The sequence below is a fragment of the Proteiniclasticum aestuarii genome, from assembly GCF_017368455.1.
Classification (GTDB): domain Bacteria; phylum Bacillota; class Clostridia; order Clostridiales; family Clostridiaceae; genus Proteiniclasticum; species Proteiniclasticum aestuarii.
On sequence record NZ_JAFNJU010000002.1, the window covers coordinates 198102 to 217249 of the forward strand.

Annotated in this window: 12 protein-coding genes; 2 read left to right on the forward strand and 10 right to left on the reverse strand. The window is 47.2% G+C overall.

All coding sequences use genetic code 11. From position 1 onward, the window contains the following. Nucleotides 1–47 precede the first annotated feature (47 nt). The 10 genes from J3A84_RS03695 to J3A84_RS03740 all read right to left on the reverse strand — a co-directional run bounded on the left by J3A84_RS03695 (nt 48) and on the right by J3A84_RS03740 (nt 16336). Nucleotides 48–1076, reverse strand: a complete 1029-nt coding sequence (locus tag J3A84_RS03695; RefSeq protein WP_207598664.1) for a LacI family DNA-binding transcriptional regulator — start codon at nt 1074–1076, stop codon at nt 48–50. 30 nt (nt 1077–1106) lie between these two features. After that, complete coding sequence (locus tag J3A84_RS03700) at nt 1107–2189, reverse strand: ABC transporter ATP-binding protein (RefSeq protein WP_207598665.1); 1083 nt, start codon at nt 2187–2189, stop codon at nt 1107–1109. 26 nt (nt 2190–2215) lie between these two features. Continuing rightward, nucleotides 2216–3121 carry a sugar ABC transporter permease gene (locus J3A84_RS03705; RefSeq protein ID WP_207598666.1) on the reverse strand — a complete coding sequence of 302 codons (906 nt, stop codon included), beginning with the start codon at nt 3119–3121 and terminating at the stop codon, nt 2216–2218. Then, a complete protein-coding gene (locus J3A84_RS15445; protein ID WP_207598667.1) occupies nt 3121–5205 on the reverse strand; it encodes an ABC transporter permease subunit in 2085 nt (694 codons plus the stop codon). The genes J3A84_RS03705 and J3A84_RS15445 overlap by 1 nt, the downstream gene beginning before the upstream one ends. A gap of 15 nt (nt 5206–5220) precedes the next feature. Further along, nucleotides 5221–5586 (reverse strand): hypothetical protein, encoded by a 366-nt coding sequence (locus J3A84_RS03715; protein WP_207598668.1) that lies wholly within the window; start codon nt 5584–5586, stop codon nt 5221–5223. A 248-nt stretch (nt 5587–5834) separates the two neighbouring features. Then, nucleotides 5835–7199: a sugar ABC transporter substrate-binding protein gene (locus J3A84_RS03720; protein ID WP_207598669.1), complete on the reverse strand. Its 1365-nt coding sequence runs from the start codon at nt 7197–7199 to the stop codon at nt 5835–5837. A gap of 342 nt (nt 7200–7541) precedes the next feature. Then, on the reverse strand, nt 7542–9932 hold the full coding sequence (locus J3A84_RS03725; protein WP_207598670.1) for a glycogen/starch/alpha-glucan phosphorylase: 2391 nt from the start codon (nt 9930–9932) through the stop codon (nt 7542–7544). Nucleotides 9933–9938: 6 nt separating this feature from the next. Next, nucleotides 9939–11417, reverse strand: coding sequence for a 4-alpha-glucanotransferase (gene malQ, locus J3A84_RS03730; RefSeq protein WP_207598671.1), 1479 nt, complete (start codon nt 11415–11417; stop codon nt 9939–9941). Between the two features lie 28 nt (nt 11418–11445). Beyond that, a complete protein-coding gene (locus tag J3A84_RS03735; RefSeq protein ID WP_207598672.1) occupies nt 11446–13590 on the reverse strand; it encodes a TIM-barrel domain-containing protein in 2145 nt (714 codons plus the stop codon). Nucleotides 13591–13885: 295 nt separating this feature from the next. After that, nucleotides 13886–16336 (reverse strand): ABC transporter permease, encoded by a 2451-nt coding sequence (locus J3A84_RS03740; RefSeq protein ID WP_207598673.1) that lies wholly within the window; start codon nt 16334–16336, stop codon nt 13886–13888. A 419-nt stretch (nt 16337–16755) separates the two neighbouring features. On the opposite strand from J3A84_RS03740, the gene J3A84_RS03745 reads away from it, so the two are divergent. Together J3A84_RS03745 and J3A84_RS03750 are read left to right on the forward strand one after the other, a co-directional pair. Then, entirely contained in the window at nt 16756–18312 is a 1557-nt protein-coding gene (locus J3A84_RS03745) for a PTS sugar transporter (RefSeq protein WP_242693960.1), read from the forward strand. Then, nucleotides 18305–19144: a beta/alpha barrel domain-containing protein gene (locus tag J3A84_RS03750; RefSeq protein ID WP_207598674.1), complete on the forward strand. Its 840-nt coding sequence runs from the start codon at nt 18305–18307 to the stop codon at nt 19142–19144. The genes J3A84_RS03745 and J3A84_RS03750 overlap by 8 nt, the downstream gene beginning before the upstream one ends. The last annotated feature ends 4 nt before the right edge of the window (nt 19145–19148 follow it).

Genomic DNA, 19148 nt, shown 5'->3' on the forward strand with positions numbered 1-19148 from the left:
AAAAAAGGTGTCATAGTAAAAAATACTATAACACCTTATGGTCTGTTCTACTCTCCCTCTGTGGACTGTCTCTTCACGATGTCGTAGGGGATAATGAGTTTTCTTCCTTTCACTCCATCATTGATGGCTTTCACCAGAAGATCTACTGAGTAGTATCCCAGATCAAAGGAATTGATCTCCACACTGGTCAAAGGAATGTCGGAGTATCGGGAAAGAATACTGTTGTTGAAGCTGGCAATGGCCATATCTTTGGGAATGGATATGCCAGCACCTTTGAATACCTTGGTGGCACCAAAGGCGATGAGATCGTCTGTGATGATGATGGCATCGGGCATGGGTTCCAGATTCAGAATGGCCACACCATAGGTGTATCCGGTTTCCTCATCGAACTTCCCCGTAAACAGAAGCCTTTCATCAAAGGCGAGATTGCTCTCCATAAGGGCTTTCTTGTATCCTTCTATTCTCTTCATGGTCACCATCTGACTGTCCTCTCCGGCGATGAGCGCGATGCGCTTTCTGCCGATCATGCTGAGGTAGGTGGTGATCTCATAAGCTGCCATATAGTTGTCGTTGTCCACATGATTGACCTTGTCCTTGTTGTCATAGGGAGACCCTATGAGGGAGAAAGGAAAATCGATGCTGTTTAAGTATTCCTGGGTCTCGTCATTGACCTTACTGCTCATGAGGATGATGCCATCCACCTTGGAGCTTCGGATGAAGGTCTTCACGATTTCCAGTTCACTCTTGGATTCCGTGCTGCTGGAGAGCAGCACATCATAGGAAGCCGCTGCCGCCCCTTTCAGAATCCCTCTGAGGGCTTCCGGGAAGAACGGGTTCAGGAGAAGATCCTCCGACCTTGAAGGCAGAATCACGCCCACGGTTCCTGTTTTGCGGGAGGCCAGAGAACGGGCGATGGCATTGGGATAATACCCCATCTCATCCATGATCTTCAGCACTCTCACTCTGGTTTCTTCACTGATCTTGGGATTGTTTGAAATCACCCTGGAGACGGTGGATGGGGATACCTTCGCCTTCAGGGCCACGTCTTTCACGGTTGTCTGATTCGATTTTCTCAAGGCTTTTAGCTCCTTCCTGTTCTGTGTCAATTAGTTGATTCGTATGCCGGTTTCCGTATCGAAGAAGTGCAGAGAACCCTGATCGATGCCGAACTTGCTCTTGGTGTTCTCTTTGAAATCCAGATGTCCTGGTACGGAAATGATGATCTCCTGTCCCGATGGAAGCTGTGTATACAGAATCTTTTCCTTACCCAGCATTTCCATGACGTCGATTTCCACTTCAACATTCTCCTCTGAGGGTTCTGTGAGGAAACGCTCGGAACGGATGCCTAAAGACACTTTCTTGCCTTCATAGGCTTCCACGGCTTTCCTGTCTGCCTCGGATGGGGAAGCTTTGATGAATCCGTCCGTGGACTGGAAGCTTCCGCCCCTGATTTCTCCTTCAAAGATGTTCATGGTGGGGGATCCGATGAATCTGGCCACGAAAAGGTTGGCCGGCTGATTGTAGAACTCTTCCGGCTTTCCGGCCTGCTGGATCTTCCCTGCATTCATCAGAACGATTTTTGTGGCCATGGTCATGGCTTCCGTCTGATCATGGGTGACATAGATGGATGTGGTGCCCAGCTGCTTGTGAAGCCTTACAAGCTCCACTCTCATATGCTCACGGAGTTTGGCGTCCAGGTTGGACAGAGGCTCATCCATTAAGAAGACCTTGGGTCTTCTCACCATGGCACGGCCCAGGGCCACTCTCTGACGCTGTCCGCCGGAGATGTCTGAAGGCTTGGAGTGCAGATAGTTTGTGATCTGCAGAAGCTCTGCCGCCTCACGGACCGCTTTGTCGATGACGCTCTTTCTTTCCTTTCTCATGGTCAGCGAAAAGGCCATGTTGTCATAAACGGTCATATGGGGATACAGGGCATAGCTCTGGAAAACCATGGCGATGTCACGGTCTTTGGAAGGAACCTTGTTCATTCTCTTGTCGTTGAAGAGCAGGTCGCCTTCCGTGATGGAATTAAGGCCCGCGATCATTCTTAAAAGCGTGGTCTTCCCGCAGCCTGATGGTCCCAGGATGACGCAGAAATCCTTGTCTTCGATTTCCAGATCGATGTTTCTCAGGGTGAATTCTTCACGTCCTTCATATTTCTTACCTATATTCTGTAATGTTACTTTCATTTCATTCTACCTCCACTATTTATTCTTCAGCCTTTCACTGAGCCCTGGGCAAGTCCTGAAATCAGCTGCTTCTGAAGCGCTGCGAACAGGATGACGATAGGCACCGCAGTGAGGAGGCCGCCAGCTGCAAAGGCTGGCTGGTTCAGTGTTTCTCTGTTGTTCATGAGTGTGTATAGTCCCTGGGCCAGTGTGTACTGGTTGGGGTTTGTAAGTAGCACTCTTGGAAGTAGGTAATCCATGAAGGGTCCGATGAAGGACCAGAGTGCGATGATGGCAAGCATAGGTCTTACGATCGGCATGATGATCAGTCTGTAGACTTTCATATTGGAACATCCGTCGATCTTCGCCGCATCATCCAGCTCCGTGGAGATGGAATCCATGTATCCCTTGAGGATAAAGGTATTGGCCGCGATACCACCCCCTGAGTAGATCAGAATCAGCATCATCTGCCTTGTGAACAGCGGCGCCACGGAGGAAATGATGGAATGCAGGGTATAGTACGCTGTGATTCCCGCAAAGGCCGGTATGGTCTGAATCAGCATGATGGCCATGAGAGAAGCTTTTCTTCCTTTGAATCGGAATCTTGAATAGGCGTAGCCTGTAAAAGAAACGATGAGGATGGTGATGGCTGCCGTTGCCAGTGCAATGATCAGCGTATTCTTCACCCAGGTGAGATACAGCGTCTCTGTGAAGAGAAACTCGAAGTGTTTGAAGGAAAACTCATAGGAGCCTTCTGAGATCTTATTGAGGATCAGATACCGTCCCTGTTTTCCGTTGAAGGCCGAGATGACCATCTGAGTCAGCGGCCATACAATGATGAATGCCCATCCGATGAGCAGCACATAATTGAGGAAAAGCATCACTTTTCCTGCAGTGGTCAAAGGCTGTCGGTCGGAAAGATAGAGTTCCTGTTTTTTCCTGAATAATTTCATTATAATCTCTCCTCCTTGAATGCCTTGGAATTCTTGTATCCGATGAATGCGAATATCATCAGTCCCAGTGAGATGACGATGGATATGGCGGCACCGATGGCCTGATACTGATTGTCCATGGTCAGCTTGTAGATGTAGGAAATAAGGATATCCGAGGATCCCGCCAGGTTTCCGTATACCGATGGATTAAAGGGTCCACCACCGTTGAACAGATAGATGATGGAGAAGTTGTTGAAGTTGAAGGTATACTGATTGACCAGAAGCGGTGCAGTCTGGAAAAGCACCATGGGTAGTGTGATCTTCCTGATTTTCTGCCAGCTGTTCGCACCGTCTATATCCGCTGCTTCATACAGGTCTTCCGGTATGGCCTGAAGGACACCTGTGGACAGAAGGAAGACATAGGAGCTTCCCAGCCATCCCTGCAGCATGATGAGGATGAATCTCGACCAGAACGTGTCGTTCTTGAAGTCGATGAGCACCCCGAATACATTTTCTATGATTTCCGTCAGGGCTCCTGTACTACTGAACATGATACTGAAGAACATGATGGTGATGAATGCAGGGACCGCCCAGGGCAGAAGATAGATCATTCTTAATATGCCCTTTCCTTTGATTCTCGGATTATTGGCCAATAGCGCCAGTCCGAATCCGATGAAGATGGCAAGGGTTGTGGCCAGCAGTGTCCAGATGACGGTCCAGGCAAGAATCTGCCAGAAGACAGAACCTGCAAGTCCTTCACCCAGGGCAATGAGCTTGTAGTTGCCAAAGCCCACCCAGGGGAACTTGGACTGATTCTTTGGATCCATCCCCGTAAAGGACAGTAATATGGCTGTGAAGATCGGCACCAGCACGATGAATGCGATGACGATCAGTGCAGGAATGGAGACCAGATAAGGGAATCCTTCCTCTTCTATGCTCTGCTTGGTCTCAAACCAGTTTTTGGGCCGGATGCCCTTCATGACATTTTTCTCTGTGCCCTTGACATCTTTGTAGTTTGCGATATAGATGCCTGCTGCGAAAAGAAGCAGCACAATGGCGATGATACCTTCAATCATGAAGATCAGCGACTTGTCGATTCTTCTTCCACCCTCCGCCAGAGAGATGAGTCCTGCGATTCCGCTGCCCTGGTAGTTTCCATAACCCAGTGCATAGGGAATGGCAATGGCGTAGATGAATACAAGCCCCAGGAAGAACAGGGCCGCCTTCACAGGCTGCTTGTTCAGAAGCTGTCCAACACCCGGGAAAAGAGCTCCGATGGCAGTATTGACCGGCTGGGTCTTCATGACTTCCACCGGCGTGTTCCTTCTGGCGTCTGCGATATCCGCATTGACGATTCTTCTGCTGACCTTGATGAAGTCTTTCAGTTCGAATCTTCTGCTCTTTATGAGCTCTTTCTTCATCTTGTCCGGATCTTCGAATTCCTTCACTCTTACAGCATACTTGTAGTTCTTCTTCAGTTCCTTCATGCCGTTCTTCAGGGCTTTTTCTGATATAAGCCCATCGTTTCTCTTCTTCTTCAGCTCTTCGGAACGGGTATCGTAAAGCGCTTTCTGTTCTGCCTTGAACTGCGCGATTTCCTTTCCGATGGCTTCCTTGTCCCCTTCCGCTTTCAAGGTAAGCGCTTTTCTCAGCTCATCTTCCAGTCTCATGGTCTTTTCAATGACCTCTGGGAGAAGCTTCATCTGGATCACCGCTTCTCTATAGCCAAATTCCGCGTCATAGGTAAGCTGCACATAGTCTTTATAGAACGCTTCCTTTAGTTTGCTTACATAGAGCGCAAGTTCCAGTTCGGCCACTTCCTTGGACAGAGATTTGTCCAGGGTCTCTTTGTGCGCACTGGACTTTGCTTTAAGCTCCTCCAGGAATTTCTTCTCCCGTTCTTCATACTCCTTCAGTTTCAGGAGATAGGGATGGCTGTCTTTCTTGCTTATCAATTCTTTCAGCTGATTTTTCAAGGTCTGCTTCTCACTTTGAGAAGCATGTGCGATCTTATCCTGCAATAAGGCGACTTCCTTGAGATACAGATTTTTTCTTTCATATTCGCGTCCGATATAGTCATATAAGACCTTGCTGTATTTCGCCACGATCTCTTCCCACCTTTACAAATTTCTATTGCTGTTCATCTCTTGGGTCAAAGAGAGAACTGTAATAATAAGGACCAGGTACCCTGCCATCACAAGATAGTAGAACACCGAACCAAAATTCAGTTCAAAGAATGTATAAGCCATTCCTCCCGCTAAAAGGACCGCCCAGATAAATATAAACAGACGATTCAGTCTCAGCTTCTGATAAGTGACAAAGGTCAGAAGGCCGAATCCCATGGGGATGGCAATCTTAAACAGATACCGAAACATTTCCGCCCCTGCGTAATCATCGAAAGTAGGATTGAAGCCTTCCGGATAAGCTCCGCTGCTTAAAACCGAACGCTTCCATAATTCAAAAAAAGTCTCATCCTTCACTCTCATAAGCACATCAATGGAACTAATGAAGATAATGAAAGCAACTGCTATAAGTATAATATAAAGCTGTCTTTTAGGAAATCTGGTATAACTGTTCATGCATAATCCTTTCTGCTTGTCACTGATTTATTTATGATCACGATTTTTCATTTGTTATGAAATCTCATTCTTTGTGAATGCTATAAGGTCTCTAAAACAGATATATTATACAAAAGAGAGGCCGTAGCCTCTCTCTCATATACATACTGTCTATTCTAGAAGTTCAGCATCATTGCATCGAATGCTGCCTTGATTTCCTTGTAAGCTCCCTCAGCATCAGTTGGCTTTACTGATGACCAGGATAATACTGCGTTCTTCCATGTATCCCATACTGAACCCCATTCTGTGAACAGTGGTCTAGCTGGTGCATCTGCATAAGAAGCAAGTACGTTCTCGATGATGGCCTTATCGGAATCACTCAGTGAGGAATTCAGATATACATCTGCAGGAACGTTTTCCATGATCTTACCAGTTCCCTGGAAGAATTCAACTGCGAATTCAGGATTCATCAGTTCAGCGATGAACGCTTCAGCAAGAGCCATCTTTTCATCGTCGCCTTCATTTCTGGAGTTTACAGCGATTCCCCAGCCACCTTTCCAGTGCTTCAGTGGCGCTCCATCGATGGTGATGGATCCAAGTGGCATAACTTCAAGGTCAGCGCCGTCTCCAGCCTGCTCTGAGAATGCACCTGCATCCCATGGTCCTGAGATTCTAAGAACCGCATTTCCACCTGTTGCGAACTGTTCGTCCATGTAACCCCAAGCAGCTTCAGCATCCCACATTGGCACGTTGGCTTCCTGTGTTGCCTTCCAGTATTCGAATACACCTTCCACTACAGCCTGCTTTTCTGGAGCAAGGTCTGCCCATTCAGCTGTGAAGTCGGAGTACAGTGTTCCGTCATCATTCATGCCAAGCATTTCGATGTCTCCGGAGTTTACTGCGGATACGCCGAACCATGCATCAAAGAAAGGAATGAGAACCTGAAGACCTGCATCATTCAGTTCTACGGACTTAGTAAGGTCGATTCCCGCAGCTTCCGCATTGGCTGTGTTTGCATAGGCGATGAGTGTTTCGATGTTCATTGGGAATGCAAGGTAATCTCCATCGATGTTGAAGTTTCCACCTAGACCTGCGTCATAGTCGTCAAAACCTCCAACCTTGTCAGCGATGGCCATTGCATCGATTGGTGCAAGTGCTTCATTATCATTCAGTCCGTAGATTCTATCCGCTGGAATAGAGAATACGTCAGCTATGTCTTCGTTTGTTGGGTCTGTGCTGTCAAGAATGTCCAGCATATCGAAGGATCCTGTTTCTATGATCTCAACTGTTGCATCCGGATTCGCTTCATTAAATCTAGCAACCGCAGCATTATAGTATTCCATCCAACCTGATTCAGCCTGAACTGTTATGGAACCTGTAAGACCACCTTCCGCTGGCTCTTCGGGTTCTTCTTCACCTTCTCCTGGTGTCTCTACAGGAGTTTCTCCTGGAGTTTCTTCTGGTGTTTCATCCTTTGTTCCGCATGCAGCTACTGAAAGCGTCAGCATAAGAGCAAGTACGAGGCTAGTGATTTTCTTCATTTTTTATCCTCCTAATACATTTGTATTTTGTTATGTATTGAATCAAATGCGTAACCGTTTACTTCTCAGTCAAAGAACAAGGGTAATTCCCTGGGATGAGCCTGCCAGAATGGACAAGGCAGTCTATCTTCGGTGCATACGCTTGCACAAAAACTAAAATGAAAACGCTTTACTCTTTGATTATACAGCTTAATTGTGGAAAAATCCAGTGAAAAAGAGAAAAAAGAGGATATTTCAGCGATTTTCCAATGCTAGCGTTTGCACTATACTGATGCAATCGCTGAAACCCTTGAATCCCAGCAGTTTCGCGCTGCTGTATTTCTCTTCTCATTCTGTGATTTTTTATACGGCCAGGGATTCCTCATCCTCTTCCGTGATGCTTGGAATGTTCCAGATCTCATTGGCATATTCCACGATGGTACGGTCTGAAGAGAACTTCCCTGCAGAGGCCATGTTCAGGAATCCTTTTCTGTAGAACTCCAGCTGGTTCTTGTAGTCCTCATTGACTCTTTCCTGGGCTTCCACGTAGGCATCAAAGTCTCTGATGATGAAATAGTTGTCCGGATCATGCCACGATGCACCCTTGATCAGGGAATCATGCAGCTCCTTGAAGTTTTCTTCTGGTGCAAGGTCCAGTGTTCCATCGATTAAAGTGTTGACGATGGATTTCAGCACGGGATTTTTCTCCAGTTCCGCCTTCGGATCGTAGACAGCCTTCAGCTCTTCGATTTCCTCCACGGTGAGTCCGAAGATGTAGTTGTTCTCAAGACCCGCCTCTTCCACGATTTCCACATTGGCCCCGTCAAAGGTTCCTATGGTGGGCGCACCGTTTAACATGAACTTCATGTTTCCTGTTCCGGAAGCTTCCTTCCCAGCAGTGGAGATCTGTTCGGAAATGTCCGCAGCAGGGAAAAGCTTCTGCGCATAGGATACGCCGTAGTTTTCCACAAAGACCACCTTGATCTTTCCGTTAATATCCGCATCGTTGTTTACAACTTCTGCGATTTCATTGATGAACTTGATGATAGCCTTGGCTCTTGCATAGCCCGGAGCGGCTTTCGCACCGAAAATGAAGGTTCTTGGTTCCATGTCGAAATTCTTGTCGGTTTTCAGTCTGTTGTAGAGATACAGGATATGGAAGGCGTTTAAAAGCTGTCTCTTGTATTCATGCAGTCTCTTGATCTGGATGTCATAGATGGAGTTTTCATCAATCTCGATGCCTTCTCTTTCCTTGATGTATTCCTTCAGTTCCAGCTTCTTGGCTTTCTTGATTCTCATGAACCGCTCGATGATGGTATCATCCTCTGCAAACTTCTTGAGCTTTGAAAGCTCGGAAAGCTCGGTGATCCATCCGTCATGACCCAGAAGCTCGGTGATGAACGCCGACAGCTCAGGATTGGATTCCAGAAGCCATCTTCTCTGGGTGATACCGTTGGTCTTGTTGTTGAATCTTTCCGGGAACAGGTTATACCAGCCGGAAAGCTCCGTATCCTTCAGAATATTCGTGTGAAGCTGCGCCACGCCGTTTACGGAATGGGTTCCGTATATGGAAAGCCATGCCATCTTGATGTTTCCTTCGGATATGATCTCAAATTCACTGATTTCCTTCTCTGTCAGTCCCTTGTCTGCCAGCTGCCTGCTCAGCATGTTGTCGATCTTCACGATGATGGCATAGACTTCAGGAAGAATCTTCTTGTAGAGCTTCACGGACCACTGCTCCAGCGCTTCCTTCAGGATGGTGTGGTTGGTGTAGGCAAAGGTATCCACTGCGATGTCGAAGGCATTCTTGAAAGAAACCCCTTCCTTTCCGAGAAGCCTGATGAGCTCTGGAATGGCCACAGCAGGATGGGTGTCATTGAGCTGCACCGCATGGAGTCTGCTGAACTCTGTGAAGTCTTTGTGATCCTTCTTGTAGGTCCTGATGAGATCCTGCAGGGAAGCGGATACGAAGAAGTACTGCTGCTTCAGTCTCAGAATCTTTCCGGATTCCATGGAATCGTTGGGATAAAGGACTTTGGAGATGTTCTCCGCATCGTTCTTCTCCTTCACGGCCTTATCGTACATCTGATTGTTGAAGGCTGTGAAGTTGAACTCCGTGATGGCTTCAGACTGCCACAGTCTCAGGGTGTTGATGGTCTCTCCCGAGAAGCCCACCACCGGGGTGTCGTAAGGCACCGCATAGACGCTCTGATCCTTGAAGTCCACGACGACCTTTTCATCCTGGCGCCGGATGGACCAGCTGTCGCCATGCTCCAGCCACTTGTCCCCTTCTTCCACCTGATAGCCTTCCACGAACTTCTGCTCGAAGATGCCGTAGTTGTACCTAATGCCGTATCCGGTGAGGGAGTAGTTCATGGTGGCGCCGGAATCCAGGAAGCAGGCAGCCAGTCTCCCCAGACCGCCGTTTCCAAGTCCCGCATCGCTTTCCGCTTCTTCCAGGGCGTTGTAGTCCATACCCATGGAGGAAAGCATTTCCTTCACTTCACTCATATATCCCAGGTTGATCAGGTTGTTGGAAAGGGCACGTCCCATGAGAAACTCCGCAGAAAGGTAGTATGCTTTCTTCTTTCCTTCGAATTTCTCTTCAGAAGCCTTCCATTTAGGCAGAATGTCTTCCATCAGCGCTTTGGAGAACACCGTATACCTCTCCTTGTTGTTCAGTTCCTTAAGTTCTCTTCCATAGGTAGTGAGGGCATAGCCCTTCATTCTCATTGTCAGCATTTCTTTGTTCATTCTTATTTATCTCCCATACATTCTAGTCAGTTTTGCTATTTTCTCGGCCAGCCGATCCGTCAGTTCATTTTCCTTCATTCTCCAGATCCAGTTGGTGCCCAGGGTGGAAGGGATGTTCATCCTTGCTTCGTTGCCCAGTCCCAGGAAATCCTGCATGGGAATGATGCAAAGGTCCGCAACAGAGCTGTAGGCTCCCCGGATGAATCCCCAGTTGATGCCTTCCTCGTAGCTCAGCTTGAGGTATTTCCCTGCATAGGCCATGTCTTCGGGCTTCACCGTTCTCACCCAGCCCATGATGGTTTCATTGTCGTGGGTACCGGTGTACACCACGGCATTGCGCTCATAGGTATGAGGCAGATAGTCTGATTCCTCTCTGGGGTCGAAGGCGAACTGGAGCACTTTCATGCCCGGATAGCCCGTTTCCCGGATCAGCTCATGGACTTCTTCTGTAAGAAAGCCCAGATCTTCCGCGATGATGTCCAGCTCACCCAGCTCCTCTTTCACTTTCTTAAAGAGCTTCATGCCCGGTCCCTTGGTCCACTGACCATGCACTGCTGTCTCAGAACCGCTCTTGATCTCCCAGTAGGCCTCAAAGCCCCTGAAGTGATCGATTCTCACCACGTCATAGATTTCGAAGCTGGCGCGGATTCTTTCGATCCACCACCTGTATCCGTCCTCCTCCATGGCTTCCCAGTTGTAGATGGGATTTCCCCAGAGCTGCCCGGTTTCAGAGAAGGCGTCAGGAGGACATCCCGCCACGGTGATGGGTTCAAACTGATCATTCACCTTGAAGAGACTGCTGTTTCCCCAGACGTCCGAGCTGTCTTCTGCCACATAGATGGGGATATCCCCGATGATCCGGATGTTCTTGTCATTGGCGTAGTTTTTCAGCTTCTTCCACTGTCTGAAGAAATAGTACTGGATGAACACATGGAAATACATATCCTTCTCATGGGTCCTCTCAAACTCCAGCACTGCCTCGGAATGAATGTCCTTGTACTTCGACGGCCATCTGAGCCAGGAGACCCCCTTGTGCTCAGCCTTGATGGCCATGAAGAGCGCATAGTCCCGGAGCCATCCCTTCTCTTCCTCATAGAAAGCCCTAAGTTCGCTGCCCATGGTTCTGTAGGCTCTTTTGTAGGCACGCCTTAAGAGCTCCATCTTGTTTCTGTAGAGAATGCCGTAGTCCACTTTTTCGGGATCGTCACCCAAAGGCAGATTCTCCAGTTCCTCCCGTTCAATGAAGCCCTGGCTCAGAAGCTCGCTGAGGTCGATGAAGTACGGATTGCCCGCAAAGGCGGAAAAGTTCTGGTAGGGTGAATCTCCGTAGCCTGTGATGCCCAGAGGCAGAATCTGCCATTCTCTCTGGCTCGCTCTGTCCAGGAAATCCACGAATTCATAGGCGCCTTTCCCGAAATCCCCGATTCCATAGGGACCGGGAAGGCTTGAAATGTGCATCAGTATTCCACTTGATCTTTTTTTCATGTAGAGCGGTATGAACCAGTTTCTGATTCTATACCTGCACCTCCTTCGTTATACTGTTCTCGTCCCCATCCATGAGGGTAAAGATTACTTTCTCAATGTTCGGATTCTCATTTCTGACGCTGACCTTGATGTCTCCATCCTCGTCTCTTCTTGCAGAAAACTCCGTTTTATAGACCATGCCGTCCTCATAGCCGTAGCTCGTGCCGTCATCGTCATAGAGGGTGTAGAAAGCCTCCGTCTCCAGGTATCCCACTAGATGGATGACCTTCATGGAAAGATCCTTCACGCTTCTGCCTGGAGCGATATAGGGCATCATTCTGTTTCTTCGAAGGAAGAATTTCAGATCCTCCATCCCGTAGGAAAGATACGTGACTCCTGCCTTTGCTGCAGAGAGTCTCACCTCATCCTCCCTGAAGGAAACCAGCGCCATGTCTTCAGGAAGATAGACGTATCTTCCTCTGGCATTGGACTTCACCACCGGGGCAATCATCAGCTCTTCTCCCAGAAGCAGCTGGTCTTCGGCCTGGAGCGCTTCCTCTCCGAAATATTCGAAGGAAAGGGGGGTGAACATCATGGAGCCGTCCTCGTAGGATTTCAGCATTTCCGAGTACAGATAGGGAAGAATGCTGTATCTCGCCTTGATGAGATGCCGGTTGTATGCCGTGACCTTCTCTCCGAAGGCATAGGGCTCCTGGAAGGCGCATCCGATGGCTGAATGGTTTCGAAGAAGCGGTGTGAAGATGGAAAACTGCATCCAGCGCGTCAGAAGCTCCCCGCTGGCATTTCCGCCGAAGCCACCTGTGTCTGCCCCCACATAGTAGAAGCCCGACATGTTGAGGGCGGGCAGCATCTTCACATTCAGGTCCAGATGACTCCACCAGGAACTGTTGTCCCCGGTCCAGATGCCGCTGTATCGGTGCATGCCGATGGAGGAGGCTCTTGAAATGAGCACATGACGTTTGCCCAGATGTTTTCTCAGCCCTTCTGATGCGGATACGGTCATCTGGAAGCCATAGAGATTATGCACCTCTTCATTGCTGTATCTTTTTCCATCAATCTCATGATAGAACCTTCTGTAGTATTCGTCCCTGTTGCCGATGTTCATGAATTTGTCCCGCAGCGCGAAGAACGGCATGACGCCGAGATTCTGTCCCTTGGCTTCTATGGCTGCCTCGATGCCTTCCGACAGGGAGGTCTCGTCATAGAAGATGGCCGGTTCATTCATATCGTTCCAGACCCCTTCGATGCCCAGGTCTGTGAGAAACTGGTACTTGTCTCCGAACCAGGCTCGGGTGGACTCCTGAAGAAAATCAGGAAAGTGGACCTTTCCAGGCCACACGGCCGCCACATAGGGTTTGCCGCTTTCGTCTTTCACGAAATGATTCCCTGCCACGCCTTCGTCATAAACATCATATCCTTCTTCCATCTTCACGCCGGCATCGATGATGGGAATGAGGCGTACCCCATCCTCCTTGAGATCACTCACCAGGGTCCTGAAATTCGGGAACCTGTCTCCAGATAAGGAGAAGTCCTTGAAATCATCCATGTAGTCCAGATCCAGATAGATTCCATCCAACGGAATATCCTTTTCTCTGAAGGTCTCATAGACTTTCCGGATGTCCTCCTCTGTTTCGTATCCCCATCTGGACTGGAAAAAGCCCAGGCCCCATTTGGGTGGCATGTAAGGTTTCCCGATGACTGCATGGAAGTTCACCACGATGTCCTTCAGGGAATCTCCCTCGATGATGTAGAGGGTGAAGTCCTCTCCATGGATGTCGATGGTAAAAAGATCCATGTCCGTGAAGCCCACATCGTATCGGATTCTGGAAGGAAAATCGATGAAGAAGCCTGTGGCCACATCATCATCCTCCAGAATGAAGAAGTTGTGCGCCCCGTAGAGAGTCGTCTTGTCTTCATGATGCAGCGGATCATCTGTGCAGTAGGACTCGTATTGTCTTCCTCTTTTATTGATTCCACCCAGATTGGGCCCCAGCCCGTAGACTCTGTCATGCTTTGTGAGGCTGAATGAAATGGAACCATACCCCTTTTCCACATGCACTTCCAGAGGAAGTTCCTGATGACCATAGGTTTTTTCTCCTTGGATGATCCCTGTTTCCACAGGGTCTCCGAAGGTGTATCCGGTGACATGTTTCGTAAGCTTGAATGCGCTCATTTGAACCTCCAGATTATCTGTGCAACCGCTTGCACTAATTTCTTAACTCCATTATAGTACAAAATCATCAAATGTAAAGGTTATTACCAATTTTTGTCAATATCGCAATCTTGCCTTTTGATATCACCATGGCAGTCCCATCCGCATCTGGACAGGATCTGGAAGAATCCTCATCAGGAAAAAATGCGCAGAAAAATACCTGGTTCGGACTGTTCACCGATCCAGGTATGTAGTGCATCATTCATTATGAAAGTTTCATCAGCAGACGCTTGCTCCACTTCTATTTCACTGACGGTCAAGGCTCTCCCAGTCCGAAGTTTTCTCTTGAAACAATCAGGTCCGTGACCATCTGACCGATGCTCTCCATCTTCTTCAGGTTGAGATTCGAAAGGGTATCCTTCTCTGTCCCCTTCTGATTATGATAGGCTTTCCCGATGCCCACAGCCAGATGGGCATTGGTTCTGAAATTGAGCAGCTGCCGGGAAACGGTCTTGTAGATTGGGGTGGATTCTCTCCAGTCGTCCGGCGGCAGAAGACTCTGATACCTGGTATAAGGCACTTTCATCTCTTTCAGAGTACTTTCCATGCGAAGAAGACTTCGGAAGGAGTCCTCCTTGTTCAGCTGCCCGAAATAGGCCAAAAGGTCCACCTCTTTATCCCCTTTCAGTCCCGAACCCAGAAGCTCCAGATACATGTAGCCTCCACCGGCGGAGACTTCCGCATGGCGCAGATAGTAGTCATTCCGGTTTTCACCCAGAAGATCCGACTCCCGGTCCAGGAAGAGAAAAAGAATGGATTTCTTATACCCTTCTTCTTCTTCTTCTTCTGTGATGGCTCTGGCGATCTCCAGGGCTGTGGCCAGGGCTGTGGTTCCTTCCACGGAAGATGTCCCATTTGAAAGCCTTATGCCATCATAGGGCACCCCGATGATGAGGCTCTGACCGGGGTCTTCCAGGGTTCTTCCTTCAGGAATCAGCCAGGACTCGATGATTCTTCCTTCCTTCGGCGGAATCTCCGGCACCGTGTATTCGATGGCCACGTCACAGGGGCCTGCCATCAGCTTCTCCTGCAGCTCACCGTAAGGGATGATGGTCAGCTTATAGGAGGAGTAGGTGCCGCTTCTTGCCTCATGACCATCCACGATGAGAAACTCCGCGATGTCTGTAGGATCCATGAAACCCGGCAGATGATCCATGCCACGGATCACTTCATCCAGCCCTGCATAGCTCACAGGAAAGAGGCTGCGGTCCTCCATGCTGTAGTCCTCCCTTTCCCACTCCATGGCTCTGCCTTCCCTCACCACCTTCTCTCCGGGACGGTCATAGTCCATAGGCACTTCCAGCACGGAGAAATCATCGTAGAGGTTGTATTTTCCCACATTACCCTCTGCATCCGTCAGGGTGATCTTCGCCTCTTTCATGATCAGCGGTGTCCTGTGAGCCAGTGCAACGTCTACCTCCCGATCCGGGTTCATATTGGGATAGGCATACTGGATGGGAAACTCCCGGGTCTCAAATCCGTAGCTTTCCATGGTGCTGATGATGTATTCTCCCGCTGCATAGCCTCCTTCCGAGCCGGAGACTCTCCCCTCATACTTCTCGTTGATGAGCTCGATGAGATGTTCTCTGGCGCGGTCCACGCTGAAATCCCCCAGGGGACTGTAGCTGGGCACCAGTAGCAGCGCAAGAAGAACCGAAACAGAGACGGTCTTCAGAAGAACGGGTTTCCAGTGCCTTCTGAGATGTCGAAGCTCCATGAGAAACACTCTGGGGGAAAGAACGAAGTACGCCTGTCTCACATGACTGACAAATCTGGAGTCCCGTTTGCTAAATTCCAGTCGGAGCCCTTCACCCAGAAGATTCAGCGCCATCACCGCCAGGGTGAAGGTGAGCACCGGAAAGACCACAAGCCACCAGTTGTCCTCAAAGCGCTCCAGCTGGGAGGTGAGCTTGAGAAGCATGGATCCCCATTCCGGTTCGATGCTCATTTCGTAGCTGGCACGAAAGGCCAGGGTCTTCACTTCCCGGATGGTGCCCACGAAAATCCCCAGCACCGCCAGCTGCGCAATGAGAAAGATGCCCTGCCCCGCTTCCTTGAAGAAGCTGGAAAGAGCGGTAGGCACCACGTGGGGAAAGAGGTTCTGACGGATGATCTGAGGCCAGGTCTTTCCGATGGCGATCTGACCTTCTATGAAGTCCTCCTCCATGATGCGCTTCACCGTATCCGCAAGGATGCCTGCCACCCTCGACCAGCCAAGGACAGCAAGAATCAGGGAATAGAGCAGAATGGAGCGGTCGATCTGCAGATTCCGGAAGAAATTCATCCTGAAAATGAGAAAGGACAGAATCAGAATAGGCACCGCACTGAAATAGGTGTTGAAGAAAAGAATGAGCTTCTGGAAGAACTTCTTTCCCATGCCTGCCAGGATTCCAATGGGCATCCCCAGAAGAATCCTGAAAAACGCAATATAGAAGCCAAGCCTTAAAGTGTTTCCCGTACCGTAGACGAGCCTTGCATAGATGTCTCGCCCTGCCACATCCGTACCCATGAGATTATGATCACTGGGCCAGATGGGATGCATGGTGAACTCGTCTTTCACCTCTCCTTCCACGACCACTTCCATGGTTCGAGGCGGCTCCTCGAACATGGGGTCCTTGTCCGTGAATAGGGCCGGAAACATGGCAGCCGCCATGAAAAAAAGAAATAGAACTCCACCGATCATCAGTGGATAGTTGATCTTCTTCATAGGTCCCTCCAGTATTGAGCTAATGTATTTCAACTGATTCCATAGAATATTTTCTTACTATTATTTTTATTTTTAATTATAGTATATCGTATCTGTTCTCCTACTGAAAGCATTACCAGTTTTTTATATTAAACAATCCTGTGAGGGCAGAATTAATATCAAAAGAAATCATTTTTCACAAACTAACTTAATTTTCAGCTCCTATATACTTTTTATTGAATTTCCTCTATAAACACCAATTTAGACTTTTTTCTTATCTTCAGATGTTTTAGTTTCTGATACTAATATATGCTGTATACATAATTGATAAAGATATTCAAAAATGCACTAACTTTAAACACAACGTTGACAAATACGTATTTAATGATAAAATATATTCATATGTACGTACATACAAAATGATAAAGGGGGCTTTAATAATGAAGAACATTGCAATAATTGGTAGTTCAGGGGGTAATCTATATAATTTAGGTGGGAAGGAACCCCATAAGTTGCTTAACGAGATTATTCAACAAGCGAATTCCGCTGGAATAAATGTAGCAGATATTGTTTTCGTTGGTGCTGATATGTCTATGGATAAGGTAAACAGTACGACACAAGCTAGACTAATTACTTTTGATAATGAAATGGTTACTGGTAATTATGAAATTTTAAAAACCACTAATGAGAAAGCAATGAAAGCAGATCAACAATTAGCACAGAAGATTATTAATAATGAAATTGACGGGATAGTAGTAATGAGTGCAGATCCTAGTTCGATAAATAAGGCTAGTCTGGAAGCTGCAGCTGAAAAGAACATTCCAATTGTAGGTACTGGTGGAACATCCATGGCGAAAATACAAAACATTGGGGCTAATATATTAGCTGTCTCTGGGACAACTGGAACTACAAATCGTACGAGAGCAATTTCAGCAATAAGCAGTTTAAGTAAAGCGTTTGGATTGAAGTATAAACCCGTTATTGGTTCAAGCGGCTCTTCATCTACTGAAGAATCTGGTAATTTAAAAGACAGAATAAGCGTGAGAGGTATTATGATGGCTTCATTACCTGGATTCATTGCTATGTCTCTGGTTTTAGCATTAAGCAAAGTATCTTTTCTTAGCGAATTTGGAGAAATTTTTAATTTGTTAATCAATGTTTTACCAGTAATTGTAGCTGCAATTGCGGCTAAGCAGGTTTCTGGATTAGATGAGATTGGTATCGTCTCTGGTATTGTTGCAGGAGCATTGTCTGTGCAGGGTGGAATTATCGGTGGAATTATCGGTGGAATTTTAGCTGGCTTGCTAGCATCGTATATGATAAGAAAAGCATTCGATTGGAAAATACCTGGTACTACAGCAAATTTGATAGGAGGAGGCTTGGCAGGACTCATCGCGGGGCTATTCGTTTATTTCCTAATAGCGCCGATTGCTTTAGCAGGAGGTAATGCAATTCGTGATTTAATTGAAGGAGCTTTAGCTCTTAGTCCAGCTTTAGCAGGTCTTGTAGCCGGAGCTTTAATCTGGCCTGCAATTTTAGGTGGCGTATACCATGCGGCAATATTACCTATCGTATTATTAGAAATGGAATCTACAGGTATGAGTTTTCTAGGTGCCGTTGATATGGTAGGTCTTGTAATGGTTTCCGCAGGGATAACATTAGCAAACATATTATCACCAAGACGTAAAGAAAACCGTTCCTTAGCAATTCCTGGTTTTTTGATTAATATTGGGTTTGGTACTTTTGTTGAAGCAGCATATCCTTTTATGTTTTCTAGTAAATATGTAATGGGAACTGCTATTCTCTCAGCAGCTATAGGTGGATTGCTGGTTGGTGTTCTTGGGGTGTTTGGAACTGCATATGTTCCTTCTGTAATTGCACCGGGACTATCCAATAATGCACTAGGATTTGTTATTGCTATGCTTGTGGCTATGTTTTTGTCTATGGGATTAACAATAATATCCAATCGATTCACAAAGGAGAAAGTTAATGATTAAAAGTGATATGGAACTAAAAAGAAAAAAAGCACTAAAAAAAGTAACTGATGCGATTGAACTACATAATGGCACTACGATCCTTAGTACTGGTATCACAGGAGATGATGCAAGACTCGCTAAAGCAGCTGTAGATGGAGGAGCAAGAATGCTTGAACCGAATCATCCTGCATTAGCTCTAGCACGAGGCTATAAGGGCGTAAACAATATGCATGATGCAGAAATGGTTAGGCATGAAATAAGTTTGGATCAGATGCTTGAATCTACAAGTGGTGTCAGAAATGTTGTTGGTCAGGATATATTTATCACAGTTGGTGTCCCTGGTGGATTTACGGAAGTTATGCCGGTGGAACTTTCAGATGAGGATTTTAAAAAAATATCTTTATCGGGTGCCGATGGACTACACACACATAAATCAAGTTTGGAAGATTTGAAGATATGGGTTGAAAAGGCACATCGATATGGACTTCTAGTAGATGCCTATATTGGGCACCCAAATGACCTACATACTTTTGGTATTGCAGCAGAAACTCCTGAAGATGTGAGTATTGTGGCTAAAAAACTTGAAGAAATTGGTGTAGATATGATCGGCTTAATGACAGGTATGAGTTATGAGGGGGTAAAGGCTGGTGAAATTCCAGAAATCATAGAAAAGCGAGTCAGAGCTCTTGTTTCAAGTGTAAGTGTTCCAACATTAGCTGAAGGTGGAATCAATAAAGCGAACTTTCATAGATTTAAAGAGTTAGGTATTAACATATTGGTAGTTGGAACCTCTATTGATAATGTTGTTACTAAAGCAGCATCAGATACCGTAAAGAAATTTTTGGAGAGATGATCAT